This window comes from Bacillus sp. NTK074B (assembly GCF_017303375.1).
Taxonomy (GTDB): Bacteria; Bacillota; Bacilli; order Bacillales; family Bacillaceae_B; genus Rossellomorea.
Window position 1 is genome coordinate 327,926 of the sequence record NZ_JAFKOH010000002.1, and the last position, 25,506, is coordinate 353,431.

24 protein-coding genes are annotated in these 25,506 nt (G+C 43.4%); all 24 read right to left on the minus strand.

Annotated features, from left to right (window positions below):
• Window position 1 precedes the first annotated feature (1 nt).
• The 24 genes from plsX to JI667_RS05090 all read right to left on the minus strand — a co-directional run bounded on the left by plsX (window position 2) and on the right by JI667_RS05090 (window position 25,413).
• Complete coding sequence (gene plsX, locus JI667_RS04975) at window positions 2-991, minus strand: phosphate acyltransferase PlsX (protein ID WP_206850970.1); 990 nt, start codon at window positions 989-991, stop codon at window positions 2-4.
• Complete coding sequence (gene fapR / locus JI667_RS04980) at window positions 992-1,573, minus strand: transcription factor FapR (RefSeq protein ID WP_206850971.1); 582 nt, start codon at window positions 1,571-1,573, stop codon at window positions 992-994.
• A 92-nt stretch (window positions 1,574-1,665) separates the two neighbouring features.
• Window positions 1,666-3,717 (minus strand): ATP-dependent DNA helicase RecG, encoded by a 2,052-nt coding sequence (gene recG, locus JI667_RS04985; RefSeq protein WP_206850972.1) that lies wholly within the window; start codon window positions 3,715-3,717, stop codon window positions 1,666-1,668.
• Window positions 3,704-4,597 carry an L-serine ammonia-lyase, iron-sulfur-dependent, subunit alpha gene (gene sdaAA, locus JI667_RS04990; protein ID WP_206850973.1) on the minus strand — a complete coding sequence of 298 codons (894 nt, stop codon included), beginning with the start codon at window positions 4,595-4,597 and terminating at the stop codon, window positions 3,704-3,706. Before sdaAA ends, recG begins: the two co-directional genes overlap by 14 nt.
• 48 nt (window positions 4,598-4,645) lie before the next feature.
• Window positions 4,646-5,308, minus strand: a complete 663-nt coding sequence (gene sdaAB, locus JI667_RS04995; RefSeq protein WP_206850974.1) for an L-serine ammonia-lyase, iron-sulfur-dependent subunit beta — start codon at window positions 5,306-5,308, stop codon at window positions 4,646-4,648.
• 96 nt (window positions 5,309-5,404) lie between these two features.
• On the minus strand, window positions 5,405-7,063 hold the full coding sequence (locus JI667_RS05000) for a DAK2 domain-containing protein (protein ID WP_206850975.1): 1,659 nt from the start codon (window positions 7,061-7,063) through the stop codon (window positions 5,405-5,407).
• 15 nt (window positions 7,064-7,078) lie between these two features.
• A complete protein-coding gene (locus JI667_RS05005; protein WP_034755738.1) occupies window positions 7,079-7,441 on the minus strand; it encodes an Asp23/Gls24 family envelope stress response protein in 363 nt (120 codons plus the stop codon).
• Between the two features lie 237 nt (window positions 7,442-7,678).
• Window positions 7,679-7,867 (minus strand): 50S ribosomal protein L28, encoded by a 189-nt coding sequence (gene rpmB, locus JI667_RS05010; protein ID WP_034755741.1) that lies wholly within the window; start codon window positions 7,865-7,867, stop codon window positions 7,679-7,681.
• A 534-nt stretch (window positions 7,868-8,401) separates the two neighbouring features.
• Complete coding sequence (gene spoVM, locus JI667_RS05015) at window positions 8,402-8,482, minus strand: stage V sporulation protein SpoVM (protein ID WP_032088878.1); 81 nt, start codon at window positions 8,480-8,482, stop codon at window positions 8,402-8,404.
• Window positions 8,483-8,595: 113 nt separating this feature from the next.
• Window positions 8,596-9,243, minus strand: coding sequence for a thiamine diphosphokinase (locus tag JI667_RS05020; protein ID WP_206850976.1), 648 nt, complete (start codon window positions 9,241-9,243; stop codon window positions 8,596-8,598).
• Window positions 9,244-9,304: 61 nt separating this feature from the next.
• On the minus strand, window positions 9,305-9,958 hold the full coding sequence (rpe, locus tag JI667_RS05025; RefSeq protein WP_206851168.1) for a ribulose-phosphate 3-epimerase: 654 nt from the start codon (window positions 9,956-9,958) through the stop codon (window positions 9,305-9,307).
• Complete coding sequence (gene rsgA, locus JI667_RS05030) at window positions 9,958-10,839, minus strand: ribosome small subunit-dependent GTPase A (RefSeq protein ID WP_206850977.1); 882 nt, start codon at window positions 10,837-10,839, stop codon at window positions 9,958-9,960. Before rsgA ends, rpe begins: the two co-directional genes overlap by 1 nt.
• A 139-nt stretch (window positions 10,840-10,978) precedes the next feature.
• Window positions 10,979-13,003 carry a Stk1 family PASTA domain-containing Ser/Thr kinase gene (pknB, locus tag JI667_RS05035; protein WP_206850978.1) on the minus strand — a complete coding sequence of 675 codons (2,025 nt, stop codon included), beginning with the start codon at window positions 13,001-13,003 and terminating at the stop codon, window positions 10,979-10,981.
• Window positions 13,004-13,007: 4 nt separating this feature from the next.
• Window positions 13,008-13,757: a Stp1/IreP family PP2C-type Ser/Thr phosphatase gene (locus tag JI667_RS05040; RefSeq protein ID WP_206850979.1), complete on the minus strand. Its 750-nt coding sequence runs from the start codon at window positions 13,755-13,757 to the stop codon at window positions 13,008-13,010.
• A 198-nt stretch (window positions 13,758-13,955) separates the two neighbouring features.
• The gene (rsmB, locus tag JI667_RS05045) at window positions 13,956-15,293 is read right to left on the minus strand and encodes a 16S rRNA (cytosine(967)-C(5))-methyltransferase RsmB (RefSeq protein ID WP_206850980.1); all 1,338 of its coding nucleotides are present in this window, start codon (window positions 15,291-15,293) and stop codon (window positions 13,956-13,958) included.
• Entirely contained in the window at window positions 15,286-16,236 is a 951-nt protein-coding gene (gene fmt / locus JI667_RS05050; protein WP_206850981.1) for a methionyl-tRNA formyltransferase, read from the minus strand. The genes rsmB and fmt overlap by 8 nt, the downstream gene beginning before the upstream one ends.
• Complete coding sequence (gene def, locus JI667_RS05055) at window positions 16,236-16,718, minus strand: peptide deformylase (protein ID WP_206850982.1); 483 nt, start codon at window positions 16,716-16,718, stop codon at window positions 16,236-16,238. The genes fmt and def overlap by 1 nt, the downstream gene beginning before the upstream one ends.
• A gap of 25 nt (window positions 16,719-16,743) precedes the next feature.
• On the minus strand, window positions 16,744-19,167 hold the full coding sequence (gene priA / locus JI667_RS05060) for a primosomal protein N' (protein WP_206850983.1): 2,424 nt from the start codon (window positions 19,165-19,167) through the stop codon (window positions 16,744-16,746).
• Window positions 19,154-20,383 carry a bifunctional phosphopantothenoylcysteine decarboxylase/phosphopantothenate--cysteine ligase CoaBC gene (gene coaBC, locus JI667_RS05065; protein WP_206850984.1) on the minus strand — a complete coding sequence of 410 codons (1,230 nt, stop codon included), beginning with the start codon at window positions 20,381-20,383 and terminating at the stop codon, window positions 19,154-19,156. The genes priA and coaBC overlap by 14 nt, the downstream gene beginning before the upstream one ends.
• Window positions 20,384-20,518: 135 nt before the next feature.
• Window positions 20,519-20,740, minus strand: a complete 222-nt coding sequence (gene rpoZ, locus JI667_RS05070) for a DNA-directed RNA polymerase subunit omega (protein WP_034755771.1) — start codon at window positions 20,738-20,740, stop codon at window positions 20,519-20,521.
• Entirely contained in the window at window positions 20,741-21,355 is a 615-nt protein-coding gene (gene gmk, locus JI667_RS05075) for a guanylate kinase (protein ID WP_206850985.1), read from the minus strand.
• Window positions 21,356-21,628 (minus strand): extracellular matrix/biofilm regulator RemA, encoded by a 273-nt coding sequence (remA, locus tag JI667_RS05080; RefSeq protein ID WP_034755776.1) that lies wholly within the window; start codon window positions 21,626-21,628, stop codon window positions 21,356-21,358.
• A gap of 56 nt (window positions 21,629-21,684) precedes the next feature.
• The gene (locus JI667_RS05085; protein WP_206850986.1) at window positions 21,685-22,560 is read right to left on the minus strand and encodes a YicC/YloC family endoribonuclease; all 876 of its coding nucleotides are present in this window, start codon (window positions 22,558-22,560) and stop codon (window positions 21,685-21,687) included.
• 171 nt (window positions 22,561-22,731) lie between these two features.
• Window positions 22,732-25,413, minus strand: coding sequence for a cation-translocating P-type ATPase (locus tag JI667_RS05090; RefSeq protein ID WP_206850987.1), 2,682 nt, complete (start codon window positions 25,411-25,413; stop codon window positions 22,732-22,734).
• Window positions 25,414-25,506: the final 93 nt, after the last annotated feature.

Consider the following 25,506-nt stretch of genomic DNA (forward strand, 5'->3'; position numbering starts at 1 on the left):
ATTATTCCACACTCCCCTTAATAGCATCTTTAATAGTATTGGAAACGTCGTGTTTTACCATTTCCCTTGCCTGCCTCATGGCATTGTAAAGCGCCACTTCATTTGAAGAACCATGTGCTTTGATTACCGGGGCCTTAAGTCCAAACAATCCTGCTCCGCCATACTCTGTATAATCAAGCATATTCTTTAATCCTTTAAGATCATTCTTGACCAATCCGGCCGCAATTTTGTTTTTCGTTGATGAAGTAAAGGTCTTTTTTAGCATGGAAAAGACAGAAAGGGCCGTTCCTTCTATGGTCTTCAATACCATATTCCCAGTGAAGCCATCTGTTACGACTACATCGGCAGGTCCATCGAGTAAGTCCCTGGATTCTACATTTCCGACGAAATTGATCGGCAGGTCCTTTAATAACTGGAATGACCGCTTGGTTAATTCATTTCCTTTTTTATCTTCTGTCCCGATATTCAATAATCCTACCCGTGGATTTTTAATTCCTATCACGTTTTCGGCATAAATACTCCCCATGAGGGCATATTGAGCAAGGTGCTCCGGTTTCGCATCAACATTTGCTCCTAAATCAAGCATAAGGAATCCTTTCCCGTCCAGGGTAGGTAAAGTTGGAGCCAGGGCCGGGCGTTCGATGCCCTCGATTCTTCCGACGATAAATAGACCGGCCGTCATCAGAGCACCAGTGTTCCCCGCAGAGATACACGCATCTGCTTCCCCGTTTTTGACCGCCTGAGCCATCAATACCATCGACGCGTTCTTTTTACGCTTTACAGCTCTGACAGGCTCGTCCGTTCCTTCGATTACTTCATTTGTGTGCACGATTGTCAACCGGTCTAAAGGAGTGATATATTGTTTGATCTGTTCTTTATCACCGTATAATAGCACTTCAATATCATTAAATTCATTTAATGCACGCTTCACACCAAGAACGATCTCTTTCGGGGCATGATCTCCACCCATTGCATCAACGGCTAATTTCATCTACTCTTCATCCTTTACAGATTTTTTAGAGCGATACATTTCAAATTCACCAGTAAAAACGAGCTCACCACCGACTGCACTTTGAACTTCTACCGTTGTTCGGTCCTTTTGATCTTTCATATGTATCACTTTCGCTTTCGCTATAACCCGCTCCCCTTCTCTTACAGGCCTGGTGAATCGGATCATTGACTTGGCGGTTAAGGCCAGGTCATCATTAATGACGGCTACTGCAAGGGAGTTTGCTTGAGCGAACAGATGATGCCCCCTTGCAATTCCATTTCTGACAAATACATGCTCTCGCTTTACATCAAAAATAGAAATAGCACTTTGATCTAATTCTATATCAATAATTTCTCCAATAACTTCTTCAATGGGCAATGACTTTACTTCGTCTTCAAACGATTTCTCGGCCACATACTTTATTCGTTCACGAAGCTCAGGTATTGATAATTCCATACGATCCAAACGGATTGTTTGGACACTCACCCGAAATCGTTCGGCTAATTCTTCATCAGTAATGAAGGGATTCTCTTTAATCGTATCTGCCAGGTTTCCCTGTCTTTCTTTTTTTGAAAGTCTCAATATCAACACCGTCCAGTATTAGTACTAGGTACTAATAGTAGTATATAATCTAAAAAAGCAGATTGCAAGAAATAATCTCACAATCTACCTTTCTAGTCCAGCTTTTCCCCCTCTAATATTCCTGACCCGGCTAAATACTTCCTGAGCGGTTCAAACTCGGGATCATGCCAGAAATGATCTGATTGTATCAAAGTAGCAGCATCGTCCCTCGCGACTTCCAAAGCCCGGTAATCATGCACCATGTCGGCCACTTTAAACTCCGGCATACCGCTCTGTTTTCTGCCGAAGAAATCACCTGGCCCCCTTAGCTCAAGGTCTTTCTCACTAAGAACAAATCCATCATTCGTTTCGGTCATGATTTTCATTCGTTCTTTCCCGACTTCGGTCTTCGGTTCAGCAAGGAGAATACAATACGATTGATGTTCTCCCCGCCCTACCCGTCCTCTCAGCTGGTGGAGCTGACTCAATCCGAATCGTTCTGCATCATAGATGAGCATAAATGTCGCATTCGGCACATTCACACCGACCTCGACAACAGTAGTGGAAACAAGCACTTGAAGATGATTCGAACTAAACTCCCGCATGACTCCATCCTTATCTTCAGGATGAAGCCTTCCGTGCATGAGTCCGACTTTGTATCGACCTTCGAAATAGTGGGCCAATTGATTATAAACGTCAATGGCATTCTGCACATCCAGTTTGTCAGACTCTTCAATCAGCGGACAAATCACATAAGCCTGTCGTCCCTGATCTAATTCTTTATCCATGAATGAAAGCACCCTTGGTAACATATCTGCCTTCGCCCAATAGGTTTCAATCGCCTTTCTGCCCGCAGGCATCTGATCGATGATACTGACATCCATCTCACCGAATACAGTGATGGCAAGTGTCCTTGGAATCGGTGTAGCAGTCATGAACAATACATCAGGGCTCTCCCCTTTTTCTCTGAGGACCCGCCGTTGATTGACACCAAACCGGTGTTGTTCGTCGGTGACAACGAGACCAAGGTGTTTGAATTCGACATCCTCCTGAATGAGTGCATGGGTTCCAATGAGTATATCAATTTCGCCCTCTTTCAATCTGTCCAGTAATAGACGCCGCTTCTTTCCTTTTACAGAGCTTGTTAAAAGGGCGACGGAAAGCCCCATGGGCGACAGCAGTTCGCTAAGGGAGTTCGCATGCTGTTCCGCCAGAATTTCCGTCGGTACCATCAAGGCACCCTGATATCCTGCTGTTACGCTGGAAAATAGGGCAATGGCAGATACAACTGTCTTACCGGACCCCACATCCCCTTGGAGGAGACGATTCATCCGATAAGGGGATTTCATATCTGCTGATATCTCATTCACTACCCGTTTCTGCGCATCTGTCAATGGAAAGGGCAAAGATTCAATGAATGCTTTGAGCTTATCCAAATCGTAATGCTGTTGTATACCGGAAGAATGTTCCCTTTCAAACTTTCTCAATGCCTGCATCTTCAATTGAAACAACAGGAACTCCTCATACACAAATCGTCTTCTCGCCTGTTTCATATCTTCGGTGGAATCCGGAAAGTGAAGATGATACAAGGCATATTTTCGACTTGAAAGCTTATATTTTTCCAACAAATGGTTCGGGAGATTCTCACTGATCATATTGCTGTATTCACGGAAGCCCTTCTTGATGAATTTCCTGAGAGTATTGTTTTTCATCGTGCCCTTCAATGAGTAGACGGGTTCAAAATCACCCTGTTTGTCATGAGGGCCAGATTGGAAATACTGGACTGTTATGATTTGTCTGTTTTTATCCCATTTACCTGTCACAGTTACCGTATCATGAAGATTGATTTTCTTCTTCAAATAAGGCTGATTAAAAAACACAGCTTGCACTAAATTCCTGCCCACAAGGATCCTCACGGTCAACCGGGATTTCTTTCTGCCATAAAACATCAATGCAGGTTCAGAATGAACTTTCCCCTCCACCGTGATCCGCTCATCGTGGGTAACTTCTTCCAGGTCCCTAAGTCTGTAATCCTCGTAGCGGTAGGGTAAATATTCCAACAGATCCAGAATAGAAAATATCCCCATATCATTCAGCTGTAAAGCTGTTTCTTCACCAATCCCCTTGATGTTCTGGATTGTCAGTTCTTCATTACGAGTCTTCACGTTTACTCAGGGAAACCCCAAAGATTTTTGCTTCAAGCTCTCTACCGGTCGGCGTAGCCGCCAGCCCCCCTTGAGCCGTTTCACGCAGAGCCACCGGCATTGTTTGACCGATTTTATACATAGCATCAATCACTTCGTCACAAGGAATCCGACTAGTAATGCCAGCGAGAGCCATATCCGCTGCAACCATCGCATTGGCAGCACCCATGGCATTGCGTTTCACACATGGTACTTCTACTAGACCCGCAACAGGATCACAAACGAGACCCAACATATTCTTTAACGTGATCGCCATTGCTTCTGCTGACTGACTAGGCGTACCTCCTGCCATTTCAACGATGGCACCAGCAGCCATTCCACTTGCAGATCCAACCTCTGCCTGGCAACCGCCGGCTGCACCTGAAATCGATGCGTTATTTGCTACAACGAAGCCAAAGGCGCCGGATGCGAATAAAAAGCGTATCATTTCATCTTTTGTGGGATTCAGCTTGTTCTTTACAGCAAACAAGGTTCCCGGCACTACCCCCGCAGATCCTGCAGTAGGTGTTGCACAAATGGTTCCCATCGCTGCATTCACTTCATTTGTTGCTACAGCTTTACTGACCGCATCCAATATCGTTTCCCCGCAAAGTGAACGTCCTGTATCAATATATTTCTGCAGTAATACTGCATCACCACCAGTCAATCCTGAATGGGATTTGACACCTTCAAGACCTCTCGCTACTGCCTGCTCCATTACTTCCAGGTTCTTCTCCATCTGGCTGTATACTTGTTCAAAGGTTTTACCTGTAAACTCCATTTCCTGTTCAATCATAATATCAGATATTTTCTTATTTTGATTTTCAGCAAGTTCAACCAACTCTGCTACATTTCGAAACATTTCAATAACCTCCTCGCCTCATGTAAACGCTGTCATTATAGTAATTGTTTAATCGGAAATCCGTGTTACCTGGGTAATGTTCGGCAAAGAGCTCAATTCCTTGATGACAGCCTCATCAATCGGCTGATCGACTTCAATGGTCATCAAGGCCATTTGACCTTTCTCTTTCCGGGAAACATCCATGTGGCCAATGTTCAATTGGTGCTTGGCAATGATGTTGGAAACAGAGGCAATCGCTCCGAACCGGTCATCATGTACCACAAGTATCGCTGGATGATGTCCTGAAAGTTTAAGCTCAAAGCCGTTCAATTCGATGATTTCAACTTTCCCTCCACCAATGGAAATACCGACCAGCTCTATTTCTCCCTGGTCATCTCCCATGCGGATCCTAGCCGTATTCGGATGATCCGTCAAAGCCTCTTCTTCTTGAAATTTAATCTTTATCCCTTTTTCCTTGGCTACATTGATCGATTCGATGATTCGCTCATCAAATGTATCATAGTCAAGGATACCACCTACAATGGCAACGTCAGTTCCATGCCCTTTGTACGTTTTGGCAAACGAACCGTAAAAGGAGATCGTTGCCCATTTTGGTTCTCTCCGAAACAAATTCCTTGCCACTCTGCCAATTCTTGCGGCACCGGCTGTGTGAGAACTGGATGGACCAATCATAACTGGACCGATAATATCGAATACACTTTTGTATTTCATCGCATTTCCCCCAATCTAAGCATCTTATCTATACTACCATTCTAACATAGATGAAGGGGACAAACTCTTTATAGAGCTGCCCCCTCGCTTCATTCCTTATTCAACTGAGAATATATAGGAGTAAAGTGGCTGTTTACCATTATGAACTTCCACTTCGACATCTTCATAATGCTCTTCTATATGTCCTTTGAGAGACTCAACATCTCCTTGTGTTACATCCTCACCATAGAGAATGGTCAGTATTTCAGAGTCTTCATCCAGCATTTTTTCCAATAAGATTTCAGCAGATCTTTGGCGATCAGAATCAGAGACGACAATCTTACCTTCTGATATTCCCATGAAGTCATCCTTTGCAATCGACACACCATCAATTGTTGTATCTCTGACAGCAAATGTGATTTGACCAGTTTTGACCTGCCTGGAAGCTTCCGTCATTACCTGCTTGTTATCTTCAACCGTAGCTGATGGATTGAAAGCAAGCAATGCCGCCATGCCTTGAGGAACAGTCTTCGTTGGAACGACAGCCACTTCCATTTCAAGAACTTCAGCGGCTTGCTCAGCAGCCATGATGATGTTCTTGTTATTCGGCATGATGATCACTTTCCTGGCATTGACTTCTTCAACGGCTTTCACGATATCCTCCGTACTCGGATTCATCGTTTGTCCGCCTTCAATCACAGCAGTGGCACCGATACTCTTAAATAACTCGGCTATCCCTTCACCCATTGATACGGTAATAATGGCAAAATCGACTTCCTTGGTCTTTGCAGGAGCTTTGACCGGTTTGGACTCCCCTACAATGCTGCTATGCTGTTGTCTCATGTTTTCAATCTTGATATTGATGAGACTTCCATATCGATGACCATACGTTAATACATCACCAGGCTGTTCAGAGTGGATATGTACTTTAGCCAACTCATCATCATTTATAACGAGCAGTGAATCACCGAATTCACTCAAATCCTGACGGAAGTCTTCTTCTATGAAAGATTGTTTATCCTCTTCGAATCGGACCATGAATTCCGTGCAATAACCAAACTCAATATCTTCAGTGCTCATGAAATCCTGGGCTGCTTTATGATGCTCAGCGCTGACAAGATCATTCATGGACGGAAGTGATGACTGACTGGATACTTTTTCACCTTTGAGCTCAGCCAGGAAACCTTCGTAAACAAATAGAAGTCCCTGTCCACCACTATCGACTACTCCCACTTCCTTTAATACAGGAAGTAAATCAGGTGTACGATTCAATGAAGCCTGTGCTTCATCGACGATTGCCTGCATCACCTTAACGAAATCCGTTTCCGTTTCAGCTGCCGTCACACCTTTTCGTGCAGCATCTTTCGCAACCGTTAGAATCGTTCCTTCAACAGGTTTCATCACCGCTTTATAAGCCGTTTCTACACCTGTCTGAAGTGCGTTGGCAAACTCTGCACTCGATAAGGATTCTTTCCCTTCAATCGCTTTACCAAAGCCTCTGAACAATTGGGATAGGATAACACCTGAGTTACCTCTTGCCCCCATTAATAACCCTTTCGAAAGGGCAGTAGCCACATTTCCGATATGATCTTGAATATGGTTCTGGACTTCCTTTGCTCCAGAAGTCATTGATAAATTCATATTTGTTCCAGTATCACCATCAGGAACAGGAAAAACGTTGAGCGCGTCAACCAGCTGCGCGTTGGCAGATAATTGAGTGGCACCTTGTATCACCATCTGGGCAAAACGTTTTCCTTCCAAAGATGTAATCGACACGAATCTTCCTCCTCACTACGGGTTCGTGACACGAACCCCCTGCACAAAAATATTTACTGAATCTACCGCCAAGCCGACGGTCTTATCAAGAGTATATTTAACCTTGGATTGTACATTATGGGCAATCTCAGAAATTTTTGTACCATAACTCACAATAATATACATATCAATATGTACTTCCTCTTCATCTTGACGAACAATCACTCCGCGAGTGAAATTTTCTTTACGTAAGATATCTGTGAAACCGTCTTTAATTTGGTTCTTTGAAGCCATTCCAACAATTCCGTAGCAATCCACCGCTGCACCTCCAGCAATCATTGCAATGACATCATTCGTAATATCAATTTGTCCGTACTGCGTTTTTAATTCGATGGACATGGAATGTTTTCCCCCTTTAATTACATGCTTGGCTAAAAACATTTTACTATAAGTATGCTGTTTTTGAAAGCTAAACTATTATCTCAAGCTTCAATTGTTGGGTTTACCCTCTATTTTTTCCTTATTATTCAAAGATTAATCATTCTATACCAAGAGTATACGTCTCCCATAATACTGATTGGAATATTTGAAGAATGAAAAAAGACGCCTGCATGAGGCGTCTTTCCATTTTAAGTATTATACGCGTTCTACTTTACCAGATTTCAACGCTCTTGCAGAAACCCATACTTTCTTAGGCTTTCCGTCTACAAGAATTCGAACTTTTTGCAGGTTTGCACCCCAAGTACGCTTGTTCGCATTCATTGCGTGAGAGCGAGCGTTACCTGAGCTTGCTTTACGGCCTGTTACTACGCATTGTTTTGCCATAATATATTCCCTCCTCACTAACAAGAAGCTGAAGTTAATTTCAGTTCCACATTTCGCTTATTATCATAAAGATACTTTAATAATTTATCACACAACTTTCTATAATGCAATACTACAATTAAAACCTTTCAAGAAAAAATACTTTACACCCAGAAAAGCGGAGGCGGCTTGGGTAGAGGCGACAAGCATAAGACGAAGCAACCGGAAAGGCGCTCTTTGCCTTTTTGGTTGATTTGGCTTATGACCTCGAGCCTCTAGCCGCCGGAGCTGGACACCCAGAAAAGCGGAGGCGGCTTGGGTATGCCCGACAAGTTCAAGAGGGGCACCACCTTCTAGGTTGGGAGATCTGGTTAAGCATCATAGCTGATAAATTGCCGGAAAAATTCTGCTTATTTTTTGCTGGATCTTCTATAAAGGGTGGGACATCTTATGGTAAGGAAAATCATAAACAGTATTGAAAATAGAGATCACCTCAACATCACCCATCTCTTACAAAAAAAGAAGATGGCACCAATGCCATCTCCAACAAACCAGTCATTCTTTTTTGAACGTCCCTAACATCGCCCTCACAAGTCCACCCAGGAATTTCGGTAATTTAATTGTATAAAAGCGCATTTAAAGTCCCTCCCCACAATCTAAAGAACGTAATGTTTCGCTTGACAACAGTTCAGTCTATTCAAGCAGTTTCAGTTAAGTACATCTTCTTTTCTGTCTGGTCGATAGAAGCATTAATCACTGCTTCTTATCACCATTAATATGCCATTTGAAAAGGAAAAAGTACCAGATGATTGTATAAGTTCATTACTAATACATAGTGTGGATCCTCTTGGAATATTCCGATTATTTAAAGGATATTTAAAACCTGTGAGGGTTATACCTTCAACGTTTTCAGTAACGGGAACAAAGGAAATGTATTGGTATTCAGGGATTTCGGCAACTGAATGTTCCCCTGATTTCGCCAGGTATATTCGATTCTGGACATCTATGATTTCCACAGGGATGCCTTTTTCTAAGAGGCTCGGCATCATCAATAATTGAAGGTTGCCCATAAAGTGGTCCAGTCTTCCACCAGTAGCACCAAAAATGTTGATTTTCTCCGGTTTCTGTTCTATTGCCCAATTGAGTGCAAGTTCCAGATCCGTTTCGTCCTTCTCTGGCTGGAATCGATTGACCTCCTGTACTGTTCCCGTAATTTCCTCCAGTTCCTTCGAGCTTACAGAATCGAAATCCCCAAATGCTACCCAGGGTTTGATATGTTGTTCCATTAAAAAATATACCCCTCGGTCCACACCAATCCATTTGGTGATTTCACTTGAGTAGGCTTTCAACTCGGGTATGTATCTTTCCGGACCGCCTGCAACAATATTGATTTCCATAATCTCGACTCCCCTTTTTTATAAAAACAGACTGACCCTAAAAGGATCAGCCTGTTACCGTTTAAACGAGTGCTTTCTTCAATTCTTCAATTGCTGTCCTGCGGTCGGGCTTATTATAGATGGCAGATCCCGCAACAAACACATCTGCACCCGCTTCTGCACAAATTGCTGCTGTTTCAGGGTTGATGCCCCCGTCTACTTCTATTTCAAGAGCCGGATTAACTTTCATCGCCCACTCCCGGATTCGTTTAATCTTAGGAACAACGGATGGAATGAAAGACTGACCACCAAATCCAGGGTTCACGGTCATCAAGAGAACCATATCAACATCCTGCAGGATCGGTTTGATCACTTCTGCAGAAGTTCCGGGATTCAGGACGACGCCCGCTTTAACCCCTTTGCTTTTGATCATCTGTATCGTTCTATGCAGATGCGGATCTGCTTCTACGTGGACCGTGATATAATCAGCTCCAGCATCGGCAAAAGCTTCGACGTACTGACTTGGTTTTTCAATCATCAAGTGTACGTCTAGAGGTAATGTTGTCAGGGGTCTGATCGCACTTACGATCATAGGACCAAGTGTTATATTCGGTACAAAGTGACCATCCATGACATCTACATGGATATAGTCCGCTCCCCCTTTTTCCACATCTAGAATCTCTTTTCCCAGCTCGGCAAAATTGGCAGATAGAATGGATGGTGCGATTTTCATGATTAGTACCTCGGCTTTCTTTCTTTGATTTCTTTATGAAAAGTTAAGTAGTGATCATACCGGTAAGGAGGGATCTGCCCGCCTTCCACGGCGGCTTTCACGGCACATTTAGGCTCATTGATGTGAAGGCATCCCCTGAATTTACACTCTTTGGATGCTTCCACCATTTCCGGAAAACATCGGGGCAGTTCCTCTATTTCCAGCTCTGAAAACTCCAGTGAACTGAAGCCTGGCGTGTCCGCCACTAATCCATCTTCGATATCGATGAGTTCCACGTGTCGTGTTGTATGTTTCCCTCGTCCCAAGTGGGAAGAAATCATCGCCGTCTTCAGTTCCAACTCAGGTTTCATTGCGTTCAAAAGGGACGATTTCCCCACTCCGGACTGCCCGGCAAACACCGAAATTTTATCTTTTAAATACGGAGCAAACTCTTCAAGTCCATGTTCTGTTTTGGAAGACGTCATCAAAACTTCATATCCAAAAGAGCGGTACTCGCTCACATATTGTTCAATTTTTTCTGCTTCTTCCCGTGTCACTAAGTCCATTTTGGTCACGCAGATAAGCGGTTCGATTTCCTTGCTCTCCACTAGCACTAGAAAACGGTCCAGCAGCGCCGGACTGAAATCCGGTTCACTTGCTGAAAAGACCAATATAGCTTGATCGACGTTTGCGATTGGAGGGCGCACCAATTCGTTCTTACGATCATGCACCTTTAAGATGTACCCATCGGTTTTGTTTTCTGCTTGAAATTCTACATAATCACCAACAAGCGGGGTGATTTTATTTTTGCGGAAATTCCCTCTCCCGCGACATTGTGTAACGCTGCCTTCTGAAAGGACATAGTAAAATCCACTCAATGCTTTAACGATTTTTCCTTCAGGCATTCGAAACCTCCTATTCCAAAACATTTATCTGAATTATTTAGCTATCTCCATTATGTATCATAACCATTATAAAGGAAAATAAGAGGACTGTCCCGTAGGTTCATGAAAAACCCGGGTACAGCCCTTTGGAAGGTGAAATTTATTCTTCTTTAGGATATTCCGCAGTCCCAGAGTCAATTTCCTGACCATCCCTCAATATTTTATACTTACCGTTCTTACCATCCTCTAACTGAAATGAGAGAGTAAACTCGGTGTCTTTTGTTATGCCATCAAGTTGATCAGGTTCCTCATAGGTACTATCTATGTCTTCAATATAAATTTCAACTGGTTGCGGAGTTCCGTCTTCTTTTGTATATGGAACCATAATTTTTAATGTGACTTCTTTAGGAGGTGATTCTTCTTCCTTTTGTGGCTCCGGACCTTTTGACATTGTTACATAAACTGTTTCCCCTTGAAAAGTAGGGGTACCTGGTGATGGATCATGAGATTTTACTTTCCCAGCTTCTATAGTATCAGAGAATTCTTCCGGTCTTTGTTCAATCTTTAAACCTTTTAGGTCTGCATATTGATTAAGCTCTGCTTTCGTATAGCCTTCTAAATTTTCCATATCGAATGGCTTTGAGCCCTTACTTACTGTAAAGGTTATTGTCGTCTCTTCAGGTACGACTTCATCCCCTGGGGAAGGATCCTGATCGATAATAGTTCCAGAAGATTCATCTTCGTTAAATTCCTCTTCCTTTTCTATCGTAAAACCTTTATCCTCAAGTTCCGATACTATTTCATCAAAATTCTTTCCGGCATAATCCTCTACTTCTACCTTTTCTTTACCTGTACTGACATAGATATCAATTGATGAACCTTCATTCGCCATCCTGCCTGCTTTAGGATTTGTTTTGATCACTTCACCCTCAGGAACATTATTGCTTGACTGCTCCTTGGTTTCGCCAACAACAAACCCTTCTGAAACAATCATTGAAACGGCTTCAGTTGTGTTTTTGCCCGCCACATCGGGAACCTCAATCTCTTTCGGACCCAACAACCCAGGCACCAACGTAAATGCGGCAATCCCCAATAGAATCAACAAGAAGAACAAGCTGATGATGATGATCGGCCATTTTCTTTTGCGCTTGTCCTTCTTCGCCTTTTTGCCTTTATCTTTTTTCTTGTCCTTTTTCTTACCATTTTTAACAGGAGGGGTCGGCTTGGTTTGCACGATATCGGTATTGGTCTGATGTACGATCGTATCATCAAGATTAGAATATGCCTTTTGATCCGTAATGACAGGGATCGCTTTTGTAGCTTCGTCGTCAAGGGGAACTGCAAATTTTGGTTCATTCATACGATCAGGGTCCAGGGCTGAAGTCAGATCCACATCCATTTCCTCAAGGCTTTCATATCGTCTGAATGGGTCTTTGGCCGTGGCTTTTAACACAATATTCTCCACACTCTGGGGAATAGTAGGATTCCACCTTTTCAAGGATGGGGTTTCCGATTGCAGATGCTTCAATGCTATGGATACGGCTGATTCTCCAGAGAAAGGGAGTCTGCCCGTTAATAATTCAAACATGACGATACCTAATGAATAGATATCTGATTTTTTTGTCGCCATGCCGCCCCTTGCCTGTTCTGGAGACAGGTAATGGACCGATCCAAGAACTGAATTGGTTTGTGTAATGGACGTCGCACTGAGCGCCATAGCAATACCGAAATCCGTAATTTTCACATTTCCTTCTTCGTCCAGAAGAATATTATGAGGTTTTATATCGCGGTGAACGATATGATTTTGATGGGCATGAGACATGGCTAAAGTCAGCTGCCTCATGATATCGATTGCCTTGTCTACATTCACCGGCGAATGCTGTTGTATGTACTGCTTTAACGTCATGCCATGGACATATTCCATGACGATATAATAAAGGTCGTCCTCTTCCCCTACATCATAGATGCTCACGATATTCGGGTGAGCAAGGCTAGTGGCAGATTGGGCCTCCCGTTGGAATCGCTTAATGAATTCCTCTTCATTGGCAAAGTCGATCCGGAGCATTTTGATGGCCACTTCACGATCAAGAATCACATCGTGCGCTAAATAGACGTTGGCCATCCCACCGCCGCCGATCAGTTTAATAATTCTGTAACGCCCACTGATGCGCTTACCTTCCATCATGTTATCACCCGCTTTCCGTTTCAGCGGCAAACTCGACAATTACTACGGTAATATTATCTTCACCGCCATATTCATTGGCTAAATGAACGAGCGACTCCCCTTTATTTTGAAGAGAGCGATCCTGCGCTAATACCTCTTTCATTTCTTTTTCAGAGACTTTATTAGATAGACCGTCTGAGCATAGAAGAATGACATCTTCCTCTTCAAACATAATCGTTTTAATATCCATCGTAATCGAAGCTTCCGTTCCGATTGCTCTAAGTATCACATTTTTTCTTGGGTGATGTTCTGCATCTTCCCTTGATATTTCTCCACTTCTGACTAATTCATTCACAAGGGTATGATCTTCAGTAAGTTGGTGAAATCCATTCTCGTTCAGAATATAGCCTCTGCTGTCTCCAATATTCACGATTGTCGCAAATAAAGAGGTGCAAATGGCCCCGACGAGTGTCGTCCCCATTCCCTCACACTCAGAATTGGATTGTGAATAAGTATATACTTCTTTGTTTACTTCGTTAATAGTTGATTTTAACCAATTTTCAGCTTCATCGGCGGTGTGAAATTTCTCAGTTTTCTCCCATAAGTCCTTCAGGATGGAGATGGTCAGTTCGCTTGCAACGTCACCCGCTCTATGGCCTCCCATCCCATCTGCTACAACAGCTAAATGATCTCCATGATGATTCACGAATACGCCGGCACTATCTTCATTTAACTGGCGCACTTTCCCTTTGTCCGTAAAATAAACTGTCTTCACTTAGGTCACCTCTTCTCTTCTTATGCCCTTCTGTCTAGTAGATACTTACAGATGGAGCATCCTTCACATAAGAACGACTCGATTCCCGTAACAGTGATAACGGGAATTGAAAGATTCGATTCTATAAGGTCTGTTGTACTTTTACGACTTTACTAGTGGATTTTCCTGCTTTACTTTCCATCTTTGATGTAATCCTACTCAATTCTTTTTCTTGAAACAGGAAATGAAAAATCCGTCCCCTCCGAAATCCTGTGGAAAAACTTGCAGTTGATTCCCTTCGATGAATGGTGTAATCGGATCTGGAAGCTGATCCAGGGGATGAGGCTCAAATTCAGGGTGATCACTCAGGAATGACGACACGGTGCCTTCATTCTCATTTCGATCCACGGTACATGTGCTATAGACTAATAGCCCCCCTTTTTTCAGCAATGGAGCTACTGAAGAAAGGATGTCCAATTGAATCTTCTGTAGAGAATGGAGATCCGATTCTTTTTTAACGAATTTGATATCAGGTTTTCTTCTAAGCACACCGAGTCCAGAGCATGGTGCATCGACTAAAATCCTGTCGAAGCTAGTATGATCGAACTTCTCTCCAGCTTTCCGACTATCCAGGGCTGCTGTTTTTACATTGGTTAATCCAAGTCTCGATGCGTTGTCGTCGATCAATTTGACTTTATGCTTGTGCAGATCGAGTGCGTGAACTTCACCCGTTCCTGAAAGCTTCTCTGCAATGTGGGTGGTTTTTCCACCAGGAGCAGCGCATGCATCTAATACCTTCATACCTTTTTCAAGCTTTAATGCATACGAAACGAGCATGGAACTTTCATCCTGTATCGTGCATTGACCATTGAGATAGCTTTCTGTTTTTGCAAGATTCCCCCTCAACGACTGAATCGCTTCAGGTACGATTGGACTTTCTTTCACTTCAGTCCCGTTTTCGCGCAACTGTTGTACGAGCTCTTCACGACTGATTTTGGTCGTATTCACACGGGCCGTTTGATTTGGTGCGATTAGATTGGTTTCGCACATTGCTTTCGTTTTCTCCAAACCGAATTGTTCTTCCCATCTCTTCACCAGCCAATATGGATGACTCGTCTCGATTGCCACTCGTTCAACCGGATCCTTTATGGAGTCGAGAGTAGGCAGACCTTTTCTCTGCACTGATCTCAATACCCCGTTCACTAACCCTGAGATTCCTTTATGCCCTCTCTTTTTGGCGATTTCCACCGCTTCATAGAAAACGGCACGATCCGGGATCCGGTCGAGATACACAAGTTGGTAGAGGGATAATCGCAACAATTGACGTACCCAGTCATCGAGCTTTCCTTTAATGAAAGGAGCTAAGTAGAAATCAAGGGTCATTTTCCGTTGTATGGTACCATATGTCAGCTCCGTCAATAATCCGATATCCTTCAGTGGCAGTTCATTTTTTTCAATGACAGAATGAAGCAGTAAATTACTATATGATTGGTTTTTTTCAACCGCTGCGATGACATCCAGTGCTGCTTCCCGAACGGTTTTATTTCGTTTACTCATCGTTATCTCCTAACCTCATGCCGGCTTTCAAATGAGCTCCTGCTCCTCGGAGGTAATCCTTTGCACTCATTCTTTTTTTACCTGAAGGCTGTAAGTCGGTAATTTTGATGCCCGTAGAATTCCCGGTTGAAATGATGAAACCATCCTCCTCTAGCCTGATGATTTCTCCTGGTGAAGAACGTACTTCCCTCACTTTTTCACCCCACCATATTTTCATCACCGAGCCGTCCATAGTGGTGTAAGCAACCGGCCAAGGATGAAGGCCCCTGATATGGTTATAAATTTGTTCCCCGTCCTTCGTCCAGTCAATCTTCTCTTGTTCGCGTTTAATATTGCGTGCGAAAGTGGCTTGTGAATCATCCTGCTTAACGGGGGATATGTTCCCTTCCAGTAATGGCGGAATCGTATCAATCAACAGCTTAGCGCCTGCAATGCTTAATTTATCATGCAAGGTTCCCACATGATCCCGTTCTTCAATTTCTACTTCCACTTGACTGATGATGTCTCCTGCATCCAGCTTTTCCACCATATACATGATGGTGATTCCCGTCTTCTCTTTACCTTGAAGGATGGAATAATGAATAGGCGCCCCTCCTCTCAATTCCGGAAGAAGTGAGGCATGGACATTGATGCAACCATATTTCGGTGCCTCAAGGAGAGCATTAGGAAGGATTTGACCGAACGCTGCAGTCACTATAAGATCAGGCTTTAGTGCAAGTACCGGGTTTAACTCATCCTCATTCTTAATCTTTTCAGGCTGGTAAACAGGGATGCCATGCTTTTCGGCTGCCACTTTCACAGGCGGCGGGGTCAGGATCCTCTTTCTTCCCACCGGGCGATCGGGTTGAGTCACAACCGCGATCACGTCATATTTTTCATCTATTAAAGATTGAAGAACTGGAACCGAGAAATCCGGTGTCCCCATAAAAATCACTTTTGTCATTAAGCTTCATACCCTTCTAATTCTTCTTCTGTGATATATTTCTCTACTTTGGATGTAAATAAAATACCGTGAAGGTGATCGATTTCATGTTGAATCGCCCTTGCCATAAAGTCTTCGGCTTGAAATTCAACCGTTCGTCCCTTTCGGTCTTGCGTGCGCACCTTGATGGAGTATGGACGGGTCACTTCTCCATATAGGCCCGGGAAGCTTAGGCATCCTTCCAGGTCCGTTTGAGACCCATCTGCCTCGATGATTTCCGGATTGATCAATTCGATTGTTCCTGAATCATCCCCGATGTCCACGACGGCTACCTGCAGATCGATTCCCACTTGTGGGGCTGCAAGGCCGACTCCATCAGCTTCAACCATTGTGTCATACATATTCACAAGTAATTTCTTTAGTTTTTTATCAAAATCCGTTACCTTCTCACACTCTTTTTCGAGAATGGCATTTGGATGCATTACAATTGGAAGTATTGCCATAACTGTCCTCCATCTTTCTATTTGATTACATCATCACATATGGATTCACATCTATGGAGATGGTTAGCCCCTGTGATGCATATTGTTGCTGGAACTGATCGAGCACTGTTTTCAACGTAATGCCAAGATTTGGTTCCCGCTTGTATTTTATCAAACATTGGTATCGATATCTATTCTTGATTCTGGGAATCGGTGACGCCACCGGCCCAAGGATGATCGTCGTATCAGATAGCTTTGCACGGACGTAGGCCGTCATCTTCTCTGAAATATCCACCACCTTCATGACATCCTCATGACTTAATGTTATCAAGGTAATATAATAAAAAGGTGGGTATGAACCCATTTTCCTCATCATCATCTCTTGCTGATAAAATCGGTTATAGTCATGACCAGATGCCAACTCAATTGAGTAGTGCTCAGGGGTATAGGTTTGAATGACCACTTCACCGGGAAGCGTGTGCCTGCCCGCCCTTCCACTCACCTGTGTCAATAACTGAAACGTCTTCTCAGCAGCACGGAAATCCGGTAGATGAAGCATGGTGTCTGCACTAAGAACTCCAACTAACGTGATATTCGGAAAATCGAGACCTTTGGCAATCATTTGGGTGCCAAGTAGGATATCCGCCTTTCCTTCCCCGAAAGCCGTTAACAGTTTTTCATGGGATCCTTTTCGGGATGTGGTATCCACGTCCATTCGAATGATCCTTGCATCCGGGAGGAGCTTCGTCAATTCTTCCTCTACCTTCTGAGTCCCCGTTCCAAAGTAACGGATATGTTCACTCATGCATTCCGGACATGTGGAAGGTACACCTTCTTCATGGCCGCAGTAATGACATTTCATCCCGTTGGAGAATCGATGATAGGTCAAGGAAATGTCACAGTTTGGACATTGCAGGACAAAGCCGCAATCCCTGCACATGATGAAGGAGGAATGTCCTCTGCGATTAAGGAATAGAACGGTTTGCTCTCCTTTTTCAATCCGGGATTGAAGCTTTTCAAACAGGGTGGTTGAAAACATGGAACGGTTACCCTTCCTTAATTCCTCCCGCATGTCCACGATATCGACGGATGGGAGCGGGCCGTCATTCATACGTTTATCCAGTGTTAAGAGCTCATATACACCTTTTGAAGCCCGTGCGAATGTTTCCAATGATGGGGTCGCACTGCCTAAAATGACCGGACATCCATGGATTCCCCCTCGATAGATCGCCACTTCCCTCGCATGATAACGAGGGTTTTCTTCTTGCTTGTAACTCGTTTCATGCTCTTCATCGATGATGATGATCCCTACATTTTCAAAAGGGGCGAAAACGGCGGAACGTGCACCTACCACCACTTTCACTTCTTTCCGCTGGATCTTTCTCCATTCATCATATTTTTCCCCTACTGACAATCCACTGTGAAGAACGGCAACATCGTCACCAAAGCGTCCTTTAAAACGGTGGACCATCTGGGGTGTAAGGGATATTTCAGGAACCAGTACGATCGCTTCCTTCCCTTCCTCTAAGACACGCTGGATCGATTGTAAATAAATCTCTGTTTTCCCACTCCCCGTTACACCATATAAGAGAAATGTGTGATGCTCCCCTTGATCAATGGTACTCAGTATCGGACGAATCGCCTGATCCTGCTGTGGTGTCAATGGAAGGGGTGAAGTACTCTCAAAGACTCTATTTTGAAACGGATCCCGGTACATTTCAACATTCTTCTCAATGAGGATTCCTTTATTGACCAGCGACTTAACTGTACTGGAAGTCGTAGACATGTCATCCAAGAGCGTGGATGCAAGGATACCATCTCCACCAGGGGCAGCGTCGATCATATATTCAATAATTTGTTTTTGTTTACTTGCCTGGGGCGGCAGACTGTTTTTCACTTCATCCACTTTATCGGTCGGCACATTTAGATAAAGCTTGCGTACGGTTTTCTTATTGCCTTTTGCTTTCACTCTGTAAATGACTTCAAGGTTGCCTCGTTTTACTTCTTTATGTACGAGCGGGAGAAGGCCGCTTTCTTCAATCACTTTCCAGTCCACGTCTTTTCCATTCTGAAAGAACCGTTGCAGGGAGAGATGAAGTTCGCCTGGACCCTTGTTTTCTTCCAAGCGAAAGAATTTTTCATATTTTGCTTTCATCGCAGCGGGCAGCATGGCTTGAAATGCTGAGATTTTAAAGCAGAGCGTCTTCTCTGTAAGCCAGTTCCCCAGTGTCAGAAGCTCGTTATTCAATACTGGTTCAAGATCCATCGGCTCGATAATCGATTTAAGCTTCGAGACTTCCCCTTTTTCCTTTAATTCTATGACAAATCCCTGTATTTTTCTTGGACCAAATGGAACGATGACTCTCATGCCCGGAACAATGCTGCCCATCCACTCATCTGGGATGCTATAATCATACGTCCTATCCGTCTGCATGGCAGGTACGTCTACTATGACACTAGCTACGTTCATGTGAGTTACCTTTCTTCATTTGTCCAATTGCTTCTTTTAAAATTTCTTTAGCTATCTTTACTTTTGAAAGTAAAGGTAACTCACGATCCTGACCTCTCTTTGTCACTATGACTACTTTGTTCGTATCTGTACCGAATCCGGATCCCGACTCCTTCACATTATTTGCAACAATCATATCTGCCCTCTTTTTCTCAAGCTTAGCTTTGGCATACTCAATGACGTTTGTCGTTTCTGCTGCAAATCCGATCAGGAATTGATGGGTCTTTCTCTCACCAAGACTCATTAAGATATCCTTTGTCCGCTCAAATTCAATCACTAGATTTCCATCTTTTTTCTTTAATTTGTCTCCTAGAATTTCTTTAGGGCGATAATCAGCTACTGCTGCACTCTTCACAACGATATCAGCTGTCGGGAAAGCGTCATGGACGGCAATGTACATGTCTTCGGCACTCGTAACGGAAATATAATCAACACCTCTTGGAACAGGTAATTCAGAAGGACCGGAAATCAGCAACACCTCTGCCCCAAAGGAAACGGCCGCTTCTGCAAGGGAGAATCCCATTTTCCCCGTAGAGCGATTAGAGAAGAAACGTACAGGGTCGACCATCTCCCTCGTCGGTCCTGCTGTTATCACTACTTTTTTCCCTCGTAATAGCATGCTTTCCTTGTCCCCGTTTGTAAAATAATCACTAATCAATTCGACTACCTTCTCCGGTTCTTCGAGTCTTCCTTTCCCTACATATCCACATGCCAGATACCCTTCACTCGGTTCGACAAATCGGTATCCAAACTCAAATAGAGTATCAATATTGCGTTTTACAGCCGGATGATCATACATATGTACATTCATGGCCGGGGCGATCCATACTTTTGCCGTGGTTGCTAAGATCGTGGTGGTGATCATATCGTCCGCAATGCCGTTTGCAAGCTTCCCAATAATATTGGCCGTTGCAGGTGCCACCAGGACTAAATCGGCCCAATCCGCTAAATCAATATGAGCGATTTTGGAAGAATCCTTTTCATCGAAAGTGTCCCAGTATACATCTTGACGAGATAATGCCTGAAACGTGAGGGGTGCAACGAAATTTCGTGCTGACTCTGTCATGATCACTTTCACTTGTGCACCCTCTTGTACCAGCTTGCTCGTCAATGCTGCTGCTTTATATACAGCGATTCCACCAGAAACACATAATAGTATTTTTTTCCCCTGCATCATTATACTTTCCCCCATTACTCTTTATCCTCTTTATATTATGAAGGATTTTAATAGAAAAAGAAAATAGGGTTGTCCCGAAAGAAAATGAAATCTTTCGAGTCAACCCCTTGAGCTATTCAATATGCACACTGCATTTTATTCATCAGAATATACTGCTTTGGCATCTCTTTCTTTCATAGACAATTGCCCTGCATGAATTTCTTCCAGAGCTTTACCTACGAACTTATGAGAATCATAACGGTTCAAACGATAATCACCCGTATCTTGTAGGTTCCTTGCGCGCTTAGCTGCAATACTTACTAGCGAATATTTAGAATCAATCTTTTTCATTAATGAATCAATGGATGGGTTTAACATTTATTCAGCCTCCAGCATATTTAAGTATCGTTGTTGCACGCGTTCCCGCTTGCAGTGTTCCGCTTGAACGATGGATTTAATCTTGTCTACTGCATGTTCAATCTGATCATTTTCAACAATGTAATCATATAAGTTCATCATTTCAATTTCTTTTCTTGCTGTATTCATTCTACCCTGGATCAAATCGTCGGTTTCAGTTCCTCTGGTGACGAGGCGGTTTTGGAGTTCTGATAGACTTGGTGGTGCCAGGAAGATAAACAATCCTTCAGGAAATTTATCTCTAACCTGCTGTGCACCTTGAACCTCGATTTCAAGAAAAACATCTTTTCCTGCATCCAGGGTTTCACGTACATAGTCAACAGGAGTCCCGTAATAGTTCCCAACGAACTCTGCATACTCCAACAATTTCCCCTGGGTGATCAGTACTTCGAAGTCTTCTCTTGATTTAAAAAAATAATCTACACCATCCACTTCTCCTTCACGGGGTTTTCGTGTGGTCATGGAGATGGAATATTCGAACTTTGTATCTTCCTGGGAAAAAATCGCTTTACGAACTGTTCCTTTCCCTACACCTGATGGTCCGGAAAGAACGATCAGCAATCCTTTTTCTTTCATTTATTTACCCTGCCCTTCTTCTACTAAATCCTCTTTATCTGTCAAACGATGAGCAACGGTTTCGGGTTGAACAGCTGAAAGAATTACGTGATCGCTGTCCGTAATAATGACCGCTCTTGTTCTTCTTCCGTATGTAGCATCAACGAGTGTCCCACGATCCCTTGCATCTTGTATCAGGCGCTTGATCGGGGCTGATTCCGGACTTACAATTGAAATGATCCGGTTAGCTGAAACGATATTTCCAAATCCTATATTGATGAGCTTGATCGACATAACGCTCCTCCTAGTCAATAGTTTAGTTTCGCCGGAATGCCCGGAAACTAAACTTCTTATTCTACATTTTGCACTTGTTCTCTCAGCTTCTCAAGCGTTGATTTCAGTTCTACCACAATGGTGGCAATGAAGGAATCATTTGCTTTTGAACCAATTGTATTCACTTCCCTGTTCATTTCCTGGATCATGAAATCCAATTTTCTGCCTACAGGGCCTTCATTTGTCAAAGTGGAATGAAAATACTGAATATGACTTTTAAGCCTTGTCAATTCTTCGGTGATATCGGATTTATCGGCAAAGACTGCCACTTCCGTAAGGATACGACTTTCGTCAAAAGAATTTTCATTGTATTCAACGATTTTCTTTCTTAACCGTTCTCTGTAAAGATTGACCACTTCAGGTGCATGATTGGTCAGCTCCACTACGTTCAACTCAAATTGCTCAAGATGGGTGAGAAAGTCATTCTTAAGGAGCTCACCTTCTTTCTCCCGCATCCTTCTAAGGTCCGACACGGCTTCATCAACAGCTTTTAATACTAAGTGCTCAAGCTCTTCATTTTCTTCTTCCATCTCTTCCACCATCACGAATTCTTCTCTGTTTAAGAGGTGGGATAGTTGTACTTCGTCATTTAAAGAGAAGGTTTCTTTCACTTTAATTACTAACTGATAATAATCTTGAATGAGCTTCCAGTCAATATGCAGGTTTTTATGTACGAGGCCTTCACCGCTGATCGTGATGAAAATATCCACTTTCCCTCTTTTAACGCTTTGGGAAACTTGTTTCTTGATTTTATCCTCTAGCTTCAATAATTGACGGGGCATCCTTATATAACACTCACTGAATCTGTGATTGACGGATTTCATTTCTACCGTTACAGAATGTTGTTCAGACTCCACTTTGCTTCTGCCAAAGCCTGTCATACTGACAACCATTACGATCACATCCAATCCTTTGACGGTTTACGTATGTAGAACAACGCTGATCTTCCTATCTTGTCCTGTTCATTCAGCGAAGGGAACAATCCCTTTTGATCATTACATCATTAATTATATAAAAAAGGTAATAGAGGATTTTCTCTATTACCTTTTGGATTATACCACATTTCACTGTTTTTTTCTTGCAAAAAATGACCCTGCAAGCAAAAACGTCGGAACTGAGCTTAAACCGATGATCAAGAGCCAATCCTTTAACACGATCGGCACTGTATGGAAGATGGGTTGCAGTGATGGTACATAAATGACGATCAGCATTAATATTAGCGAAGATAATACTGCCCAGACAAGGTACATGTTCCCAAAAGGATTTCTCGAAAACACTGAAACTTCACTACGGCAATCAAATACATGGATCAGCTGAGCCATAACCAATGTAGCGAACGCGACGGTTTGGGCATATGCCAGGTGATCAGGGTGGGTCTTGTATGATAGCATAAACGCAAGTAGAGTTGCCCCTCCGATCAGGAATCCCCTTGATACGACTTTCCAGCCAAGCCCCCTTGCAAACACACCTTCCTTCGGATGTCTCGGTTCCCTCTTCATGACATCATCTTCCGGCTTATCAAGGCCGAGTGCCATGGCAGGAAGGCCGTCAGTCACAAGATTCACCCATAAAATCTGAATCGGTACCAATGGGAGTGGGAGGGCAAGAATCATGGCAAATAGCATGACGAGTATTTCACCGACGTTTGACGCGAGAAGGTACCGAATAAATTTCCGGATATTTTCATAGATATTTCTTCCTTCCTGGATCGCTGACTTGATCGTAGCGAAGTTATCATCCAAGAGGACCAACGACGAAGATTCTTTTGCAACGTCTGTACCGGTTATTCCCATGGCCACTCCAATATCCGAAGATTTAATGGCCGGGGCATCATTTACCCCATCCCCGGTCATCGCTACGACATGCCCCCTATTTTGCAATGCTTTGACGATCTTTAATTTATGTTCTGGAGACACACGTGCAAACACTGATACTTCATCCACTATTTCTTCAAGTTCATGCACTTCCATTTGATTTAAAGCCTTACCATCGAGGACTCGATCCTTATTTTTCAATATTCCCAGCTGTTTCGCAATGGCTTTAGCCGTCAATACATGATCTCCGGTGATCATGACCGTCTTGATGCCGGCTGCACGACACTCTTTTACCGCTTGCTTCACTTCCGGCCTTGGAGGATCGATCATTCCTTGTAAACCGATGAAGGTTACGCCTTCTTCAACATCCGTTTCCTTCAATGATTCCACAGTTCGATCTTTGATCGGTTTATACGCTATGGCAATATTTCGAAGGGCGTTGGATGACATGTCATGTATTGCTTCCTCCACTCTTTCCGTCATTCCGGATGATTTTCCTTGAAGGCTCCCTTCCCATAGGATCGATTCACTTTTACCTACCAATACATCTGGTGCACCTTTTGTAATAGAAAAGAGTTTTCCATTTTGATCAGCTACGATGATACTCATCATCTTTCTTGTAGAATCAAACGGGAACTCCTTGACGATCGTAAACTTCTTAAGTAATGAATCCCTGGATAAACCTGCTTTAAGCCCTGCCACAAGAAGTGCTCCTTCAGTAGGATCTCCATCGACAATAAAGCTTTCTTCACGGGTTACGAGTTCGGCATGGTTACAGAGCATTCCAAACGTCAATAATTGCTGTAAGGCATTCTCCCTATGAGGAATGACGCGTCGTTCCCCGTTATAGAATTGGCCGTCCGGGTCGTATCCTGTTCCAGTTACCGTCCACGTTTTCCCTCCGCTCCACAGATGGGTAACCGTCATTTTATTCTGAGTAAGGGTCCCTGTCTTATCCGAACATATAACCGACGCACACCCTAACGTTTCAACAGCCGGCAGTTTGCGAACGATTGCCTTCTTTTTGATCATGCGCTGAACACCTAGGGAGAGGGCCACTGTTACAATGGCGGGCAACCCTTCAGGTATGGCTGCAACGGCTAAAGAAACCCCTGCCAGGAACATGGTATACATATCGTGGCCCTGGATCACACCGATTCCCACCACAAGCGCCGTCAGTACAAGTGCAACCGTAATGAGGATTTTCCCTAACTCTTCAAGTCTTCTCTGAAGAGGGGTCGTCATGGTTTCAGCTTTTTGAATCATATCTGCGATCTGTCCCATGGCTGTCTTCATCCCAATCGAGGTCACGACACCAATCCCGTTTCCTCTTGTGACCATCGTTCCCATAAACGCCATGTTTTCCAAATCTCCAAGGCTCATATTTTCACCATTGACAGGTTGAGTGGATTTTGCAACTGGAACTGATTCACCTGTAAGCGCAGATTCCTCTATCTCGAGGTTATTCGCTTCGATAAGGCGGACATCAGCACCGATTCTGTCTCCGCTGCCAAACCGAATGATATCCCCGATGATGACCTCTTTTGAGACAATCTTCACCCACTTTCCGTCTCTCAATACCGAGACTTGTGGTGCAGAAAGCTCCTTTAATGCCTGCAGGGATCTTTCTGCTTTCCGCTCTTGGAAAAACCCTAAAAAACCGTTAATAAGTACAATGGCAATGATGGCAATCGCATCGATGTATTCTCCAAGCAATCCCGAAATGAGCGTGGCTGCCAATAACACGAGAACCATAAAATCCTTGAATTGACTGAAAAACAATAACAAAGCAGACTGCTTTTCAGCTTCTTCCAATTGATTGTACCCGAACTGTTTCCGTCTTTCTGTTACATGATCTGTTGAAAGTCCCTCTTGATAATTGGTATTTAATGACTGCTCTATGTCCTCTTGTCTCATCTCATGAAATTTCATGCAACCATGTCACTCTCCTCCTGCGATACGAAAAGTTATCCTTCTCATAGCATTCTTATTCAGACTCGTCCTAAAAAATGATATGATTTATGT

Bases quoted from the DNA above. Each gene is read 5' to 3' on its own strand.
- plsX (WP_206850970.1), bottom strand. From the start codon at position 991: ATGAAATTAGCCGTTGATGCAATGGGTGGAGATCATGCCCCGAAAGAG.
- sdaAA (WP_206850973.1), bottom strand. From the start codon at position 4,597: ATGTTTCGAAATGTAGCAGAGTTGGTTGAACTTGCTGAAAATCAAAAT.
- sdaAB (WP_206850974.1), bottom strand. From the start codon at position 5,308: ATGAAATACAAAAGTGTATTCGATATTATCGGTCCAGTTATGATTGGT.
- JI667_RS05005 (WP_034755738.1), bottom strand. From the start codon at position 7,441: ATGTCCATCGAATTAAAAACGCAGTACGGACAAATTGATATTACGAAT.
- rpmB (WP_034755741.1), bottom strand. From the start codon at position 7,867: ATGGCAAAACAATGCGTAGTAACAGGCCGTAAAGCAAGCTCAGGTAAC.
- spoVM (WP_032088878.1), bottom strand. From the start codon at position 8,482: ATGCGCTTTTATACAATTAAATTACCGAAATTCCTGGGTGGACTTGTG.
- JI667_RS05020 (WP_206850976.1), bottom strand. From the start codon at position 9,243: ATGGAAATCAATATTGTTGCAGGCGGTCCGGAAAGATACATACCCGAG.
- rsgA (WP_206850977.1), bottom strand. From the start codon at position 10,839: ATGCCTGAAGGAAAAATCGTTAAAGCATTGAGTGGATTTTACTATGTC.
- pknB (WP_206850978.1), bottom strand. From the start codon at position 13,003: ATGATGGAAGGTAAGCGCATCAGTGGGCGTTACAGAATTATTAAACTG.
- rsmB (WP_206850980.1), bottom strand. From the start codon at position 15,293: ATGAGTAAACGAAATAAAACCGTTCGGGAAGCAGCACTGGATGTCATC.
- fmt (WP_206850981.1), bottom strand. From the start codon at position 16,236: ATGACAAAAGTGATTTTTATGGGGACACCGGATTTCTCGGTTCCAGTT.
- def (WP_206850982.1), bottom strand. From the start codon at position 16,718: ATGGCAATACTTCCAATTGTAATGCATCCAAATGCCATTCTCGAAAAA.
- priA (WP_206850983.1), bottom strand. From the start codon at position 19,167: ATGAACGTAGCTAGTGTCATAGTAGACGTACCTGCCATGCAGACGGAT.
- coaBC (WP_206850984.1), bottom strand. From the start codon at position 20,383: ATGATGCAGGGGAAAAAAATACTATTATGTGTTTCTGGTGGAATCGCT.
- rpoZ (WP_034755771.1), bottom strand. From the start codon at position 20,740: ATGTTAAACCCATCCATTGATTCATTAATGAAAAAGATTGATTCTAAA.
- gmk (WP_206850985.1), bottom strand. From the start codon at position 21,355: ATGAAAGAAAAAGGATTGCTGATCGTTCTTTCCGGACCATCAGGTGTA.
- remA (WP_034755776.1), bottom strand. From the start codon at position 21,628: ATGTCGATCAAGCTCATCAATATAGGATTTGGAAATATCGTTTCAGCT.
- JI667_RS05085 (WP_206850986.1), bottom strand. From the start codon at position 22,560: ATGGTTGTCAGTATGACAGGCTTTGGCAGAAGCAAAGTGGAGTCTGAA.
- JI667_RS05090 (WP_206850987.1), bottom strand. From the start codon at position 25,413: ATGAAATTTCATGAGATGAGACAAGAGGACATAGAGCAGTCATTAAAT.